This window comes from Bradyrhizobium sp. 21, assembly GCF_023073335.1.
Lineage (GTDB): Bacteria > Pseudomonadota > Alphaproteobacteria > Rhizobiales > Xanthobacteraceae > Bradyrhizobium.
The window spans coordinates 1-3,619 of the sequence record NZ_JADPJG010000036.1; the positions used below are offsets into that span (position 1 = coordinate 1).

Here is a 3,619-nt window from a genome sequence, read left to right on the forward strand (position 1 = left end):
CACCGCAACGACGGATGATGCTCCGGCTCTTGAGGGTTACCACGGCCATGGCGTGTTCACCTACGCCCTGCTCGACGCGCTCGCGCGTGCAGACGTCAACAACAATGGGTTGATCGAGGTTTCGGAGCTGGCCGACTACATCGACGAGCGGGTGCCTGACCTTTCCTACAACGCCTTCAGGCTCCGCCAAATTCCTCAACGCAGCATCGTTGGCAACAATTTTTCCCTGACGAACAGGATGGAGGTGCTGAATATTGGGTCGCCGACAACCGGCAGTCCCGGCGCCCCCGCAATTCTCGCCAAGCCGACTCACGTCGTCATCGCGCCCGCAGACAGCTATGAGCGCGCCGCAGATAATGCGCTCTCGACCGGTCGATTGCCGGCGGGAACACTTTTGGTTTTGGTGAGCGTTGAGCAGGGTTGGGCGTTTGTGGCGAAAGACGGGAAGCTGATTGGATATGTCAGGGCGGATCATCTGGCGCAGGTGCGGTGACACCTAGCTCCGGTCCCGATCCGGACACACGTCGCTGGTCGGCCGATCCGGTTGAGGCGAGCGTCTCTGGAAAGATGTCCTGGAAAATTTGCAATCGGAGGCAATCTCGTGGGCGTTCGTGCGCGGATTTCAGCGGCCTCGGCACCATACGATCGGATCGCGACGGCACCCGCGGACAATCAAACAGACCTCGAGACAGGGCTGGACAACCAGGTTAGACGACCTGGGTCCCGTTCAGCTCAATTTGCATTTTTGCTGGCGGGCTTGGAAATGTCGGATACAATTGCTGCTGTCCGCAGCGTGAGCTGGTCCTAAACGTCATCCTCTAAATCCATCCCGATTTCCATAGGCAGTCCCCCTCCTCGGGGAAATGGACGCACTGAGCTGATAGGGAAGTAGATCTCATGTGCCGCAATTTGGGGCTCGCCGTGTTCGAGAGAGTTCTCCTTTCACGAATCTTGTTTCGGATGCTCCATGCCGTGATCCCACTGGTTGTCTTGATGATCGGGCTCCCTCTTTCAGGCACTGCTCACTCGGCCGATAGCGTAGAAGTGGTGCCGAATTCGCAATCGGATACTTTAAACAGTCAGAATGCCGGATATCGGTTTTCCCCGGACGGACTTCTCCTGGCCAAAGGCTCTGTCTTCGGGCCCGGCGAAGTTCGGGATGTGAAGTCTGGTCGTCTGCTGCGGACCCTGGAAGAAAATGGCACTTGGCCCATGGCTTTTAGCCCGGATTCGAAAACGCTGCTGTTTGGCAGTCGTCCGGTTAAAAGCCTCAATCTTTTGGATGGTAGCATTGATACAGCGTTTGAAGGCTCTGCCAGAGTACTGGATTTTATGCCGGATGGCCACTCTGTCCTGGCACTCTGGAGTGATAGAGCCGAAGTGTGGGACCTCACGACGGCGCGACTCTTGCGAGGCAAGGATTTTAAATGCTGCGCAAGCGGCAACTCCATGGTCTTGGCAACCGGCCATCTCGTCCTGGTAACGTGGAACGGGGACGATTCCGGCGGGCTTGTTTGGGACACGCAGAGCGGCTTAGTTCTTCGTTCCTACAAAGAAACTCCGTCTTGCCTCTCAATCATTAACGGCCAACCAGCTGTTATATTTGTTCGCGCTCACAGCCTCGACGCCGTTAGTCCTCGGGACGGCCGGTTGTTGCGGACGACCGAAATCGGCAAGATCGATCTGTCCACTGTCCCGACAATCTCCTGCTCAAACTCCTATCTTGCGTTGTCGAAAGACGGGGAAACCAGGATCTGGAGAATGCAAAGCAGTTGGCCAGCGAGGAAGCTGGCGGGAACGATCGCAGGCCTTTTTGAAGATAAAGCCTTGACGGAGACTCTAGATCCGGAAACGAACGAAAGATTCGCCAATCTCTGGAATGTTGAAACGGGAAAGCTCATTCAGAGGACTAAGCTAATCGCCAGAGGGATGTTTGGTGTTGCACCCGTCGGACGCGTAGTTGCTCACTCAGATCGATTAGATACGGTAGCCGTTGTCGCGGATGGAATTCTTGGCCTTGCCGCGGGGCATGTTCAGTTTGTAGATCCAAGTTCCGGCCGGTCATGGGGTGGGATCGGCGCATTTTCTATGGCCGCTTTCTCTGAACTCAGCTTCTTCGAGGCCGACAGAAGTGTGTACTCTGGTGGGCTTCTCTGGGACCTACATCTTGCAACTCGGCCGCAGAAAGTACCTGTAAGCGGGTTTGTCCTAGGTCGAGGCGCTCAATCGAAGGATGCAAAACTCGTTGTTGTTAGTAATAGGTCCGGCAAGAAAAATGTAGGTTTCGACTTGGTCAATCTGCAATCGGGCGCAGTTCTAGGCAGCTTCGAAAGCAATGTCGTCGTTTTTGCTATATCCCCCAAGGCTCCGGCCGTTGCCTTTAGAGATTCGCTAGATGATCACAAAGTCCGGATGTGGAATGCTGAACGTAAGAGCAGTTCTGAATTTGTAACCGTGTCCGATTACGTTGATCAGCTGATGTATTCGCCTGATGGGCATTGGCTCGCAATTGCTGACCGGTCCGGCAATGTGCAGCTCGTAAATGAGCTGGGACGCGTTGTTACAACCATCGCTACGCACCGATTCGTCAAAGGCATCGCGTTCTCTAGGGACGGGACCTTTATTGCCCTGGCGGCCGATAACGGAGTAGTCGGTATAGCCAGTTTAGTGAACCTGAGCGAGCCAGCTGTCGCCATCGATCTTGGTGATGTTCATGATCTGGGAGGAGGGTCATTGGCATTCTCGCCATCGGGACGATTTCTTGCCGTCGGCTTCCAGACTTCGATTTTCATTGTTGATCGGCTCACGCGCCAAGTTGTGCGAAAAATCAAGAGGCACTTAACTAACACCGGGGGGATCTTTTGGGCGGACAATGACAGAATTGGCGCGAGCGAGGGAGGAGGGGCCGTAAGGATTTGGGATTCCAAGACCGGAAATACCTTGATTTCGCTATATGGTGCCGACGACGGCAATTGGGCCGCCGTAACTCCCGAAGGATTTTTCGATGGCTCTGCTGAGGGCATTAGGAATATCAGTATAGTAAAAGGGCTTCAGGTCTATTCCATCGATCAAGTCTATAATGTGCTATATCGGCCGGACATGGTTCGCGCGAAGCTTGCCGGTGATCCTGATGGCAAGGTGAAAGCGGCAGCAGCTCAGCTGGATCTCAACAAGGTCATGGCGAGCGGAGCTGCGCCGCAGGTGACAATCGCCTCTCCTGTGTCAGGGATCTCATCTGCCGTTGAGGAAATCGAAGTGCAAGCCACGATCGCTGATCAAGGGGGCGGCGTGGGCAACGTCGAGTGGCACGTCAACGGCATGACGTTCGATGTTGGAGCCAGAGGCATAAAGCGGATTGAAAACAGCGCTGGAAAGGCTAACGGAGCGCCCGGGGATGTGCAGACCGTGACGCGGAGGCTTAAGCTGGAGCTCGGCGACAATCGCATTGAGGTGCTGGTATATAACGCCCAAAACCTGATCGCCTCCGAGCCGGTCCAGATAACGGTCAAGTGGGATGGCGATAAGGCAGTGACGCAACCGAAGCTCTACATCGTGTCGGTTGGCGTGAACGACTACTACGACAGCCGCTTGCACTTAGCCTACGCCGTGCCCGACGCGT

The 3,619-nt window shown here is 55.3% G+C and carries 2 protein-coding genes; both read left to right on the plus strand.

Features of this window, described 5'->3' with window-relative positions; genetic code table 11:
• Positions 1–493: hypothetical protein (locus tag IVB31_RS33085; protein WP_247332449.1), on the plus strand; the 493-nt coding region annotated here is incomplete at its 5' end.
• A 404-nt stretch (positions 494–897) separates the two neighbouring features.
• A partial coding sequence (locus tag IVB31_RS33090; protein ID WP_247332453.1) for a WD40 repeat domain-containing protein occupies positions 898–3,619 on the plus strand: 2,722 nt, incomplete at its 3' end.